The organism is Nocardioides sp., from assembly GCF_041600255.1.
In the GTDB taxonomy this organism is placed as follows: domain Bacteria; phylum Actinomycetota; class Actinomycetes; order Propionibacteriales; family Nocardioidaceae; genus Nocardioides.
The window spans coordinates 1-2,840 of sequence record NZ_JBFIKK010000225.1; the positions used below are offsets into that span (position 1 = coordinate 1).

Below are 2,840 nucleotides of genomic sequence, written 5' to 3' on the forward strand. Positions count from 1 at the left end.
CATCCGTGGCCTGCACTGCCCTGTGTGCCGCAAGCAACTCAGCGAGCTGGACAAGCGCCTGACCGACCTGCGAGAGGCGGGCGTGGGACGCGTCGTCGCGGTGAGCATGGAGTCGGCCGAGCGGAGCGCGCAGCTGGTCGAGCAATGGCACCTCGACAACCTCCCCGTCGCCCACGGCCTGAGCGAGGAGGCGGCCCGCGACTGGGGCCTGCACCTCTCGCATGCGATCAAGGACGGGGAGCCGGACGTCTTCAACGAGCCGGGGATGTTCGTCCTGGACCAGGACGGCACGCTGTTCTGGTCCAGCGTGGCCTCGATGCCGTTCGGCCGGCCGGCCGTGGACGACCTGATCGCCGGGCTGAGGTTCGTGCAGAAGCACGACTACCCGGCGCGGGGCGCTGCCTGAGGGTCGGTGGACGAGCTGGGTGGTGGGGCCGCTCCCGTGCAGTTTCATCATGGTATGCAGGTGAATCGGCACTTCCCACGGCGAATTCACCATGGGAAGTGCTGCTTCGGCTACATCCCATGGTGAAGCCACCGCATCCGGATCCAGCGCAATCCGCGCGCGCCCACCCCGAGGTTTCCGACTCGCCTCTCGACATGTGGGACCAGAGCCCCGCACGAGCCCGAGACTGTCGGTGGTCGCTGGTTGACTTCTCGGCATGGCGATCTCGGCGCTGGAGCACCCATCACCCCTCGGGGTGCTGGGTGACGCGAGCGCGCAGATCCGCGGCCTGACGGCTGTTCTCTGGGCGGCCCAGTCGTCCAGCGATCTGGTCGCCTTGATCGAGGAGATCGAGACGTTGCGCTCCACCGTCGCAGCGGTCGAGTCGGCTGTGCTGCGCGAGGTCGACGCCCGCCAGGTGGCCAAGGCCGAGCTCGGGTGGGGATCGACCGCCGACTGGTTCGGTCACGTTGCCGGGCTGCGCCGGGCTCAGGCCACCCGAGCCGTCGCGCACGCGCGTCAGCTGCACGAGGACCGGGGCGCCACGCTCCAGGCCCTGAGTGACGGTTCCGTGAGTCCCGAACAGGCGCAGGTGGTCCTCGACGGCGTGGACGCGTTGCCGACCTCACCGCACCTGCGCGACCGGGCCGAGCGTCTACTGCTCACCGAGGCCGGGCAGTTCAACGCCAGCGACCTGGCCCGCACCGCGCGCCATCTTGTCAACGTGGCCGATCCGGACGGCAGCGAGCGTGCCGCCGAACGAGAGCTCGACCGCGACGACCGGGCCGCCCACCTGGGCCGGTTCCTGTCCATCAGCGATGACGGCGCCGGCGGGGTTCGACTGAAGGGCCGCGGGACGATGGAGGATGCCGCCACGCTGCGCGCTGCCCTTCTGCCACTCACGGCTCCCGTTCCGACCGTCGACCCCGAGACCTGCGCAGAGCAGTCCGACCCGCGCGACCACGGCGCCCGACTGTGGGACGCGCTCGTCGAGGTCGCCCAGCACGCCCTCGACACCGACCTCCCGCCGGCGAGTCATGGCGCACGGCCGCGGGTCACCGTCGCCACTGAGCTCGCCACGCTCCGGGGTGCCCTGGCCGACTGCGGAGTGACCGACGACGGGCTGGAACTCGCCCCTTCGGTGGTTCGGCGCCTGGCCTGCGATGCCGACATCATCCCGATCGCCCTCGGTACGGCGGGCGAGGTTCTCGATGTGGGGCGCGCCTTCCGCCTGGTGACGCCAGCGCTGTGGCGGGCTGTCGTCTGCCGTGACCAGCACTGCGCCTTTCCGGGCTGCACCCGACCGCCACTGATGTGCCATGCCCACCACATCCAGCACTGGGCCGACGGCGGCGATACCGCCCTCTCGAACCTGGTCCTGCTCTGCGGGCACCACCACCGCACGCTGCACCACAGTCCGTGGCAGGTCCGGCTCCGACCGAGCGATGGTCGACCTGAGTTCCGCCCGCCACCCAAGTCCGGGCGCCCGTCCCCGGAGTGGATCCGCCATCGACCTCGGCGGGAATGAGCACCACACTGTCCGCATGAGTCTCCTCGACACCTGGACCCCGGGAAGTCACACCCACACCGGCGACCGCACGATCACGCACCCGACGTACCGCAAGGGAACCGGCCCGGGCGTGGTCATCATCCACGAGGTGCCTGGCCTGACCCCAAGGGTCATCGCCTTCGCCGAGGAGATCGTCGCGGCCGGCTACACGGTCGTGCTGCCCAGCCTGTTCGGTACCCCGGAGGCGCCGTTCGGGGCGAAGGCGATCGCCAAGGCATTCAAACAGGTCTGCGTCAGCGCCGAGTTCACCAAGCTGGCCACCGGGGTCACCACCCCCATCGCCGGGTGGCTGCGCAGCCTCGCCCGCGAGCTGCACGACGAGCTCGGCGGACCGGGGGTCGGGGCGCTCGGCATGTGCTTCACCGGCGGGTTCGCGCTCGCGATGATGGTGGACCAGTCGGTGGCCGCTCCGGTACTGAGCCAGCCGTCGGTGCCGTTCGCGGTCGGCCGGAAGCGGGCGGCGGACCTGAACCTCTCCCCCGCCGACCTGGAGTCGGTCAAGCAGCACGCGGCCGGCGGCTGTCAGGTGCTCGGACTGCAGTTCAGGAGCGACCCGATGACCGGTAGCCGCTTCGACACCCTCGACCGGGAGCTGGGTGCGGCATTCATCCGGGTCGACTTCGGCGGCAAGGGCCACTCCGTGCTCACCGAGCAGCGCCAGCAGGAGGGCGTGGACCGCGTGCTGGCGTTCTTCGGCGATAAGCTGCGCGGCTGAGGGTGTGCATTTCACTGGTTAACCAGTGAAATGCACACAGACCCCCGACCTCACTCGGCGCTGAGAATCAACCCACTCGTCGGCACCCCGGTGCCGGCCGTCACCAGCAC

At 70.2% G+C, this 2,840-nt stretch carries 3 protein-coding genes; all 3 read left to right on the forward strand.

Going from position 1 to position 2,840, the window contains the following annotated elements:
* On the forward strand, window positions 1-406 hold a 406-nt coding region (locus ABZE72_RS16530; RefSeq protein WP_372730130.1), incomplete at its 5' end, for a redoxin domain-containing protein.
* A 256-nt stretch (window positions 407-662) separates the two neighbouring features.
* Window positions 663-1,973 (forward strand): DUF222 domain-containing protein, encoded by a 1,311-nt coding sequence (locus ABZE72_RS16535; RefSeq protein WP_372730131.1) that lies wholly within the window; start codon window positions 663-665, stop codon window positions 1,971-1,973.
* A gap of 16 nt (window positions 1,974-1,989) precedes the next feature.
* Window positions 1,990-2,730 carry a dienelactone hydrolase family protein gene (locus tag ABZE72_RS16540; protein ID WP_372730132.1) on the forward strand — a complete coding sequence of 247 codons (741 nt, stop codon included), beginning with the start codon at window positions 1,990-1,992 and terminating at the stop codon, window positions 2,728-2,730.
* Window positions 2,731-2,840 lie beyond the last annotated feature (110 nt).

Bases quoted from the DNA above. Each gene is read 5' to 3' on its own strand.
- ABZE72_RS16540 (WP_372730132.1), top strand. From the start codon at position 1,990: ATGAGTCTCCTCGACACCTGGACCCCGGGAAGTCACACCCACACCGGC.
- ABZE72_RS16535 (WP_372730131.1), top strand. From the start codon at position 663: ATGGCGATCTCGGCGCTGGAGCACCCATCACCCCTCGGGGTGCTGGGT.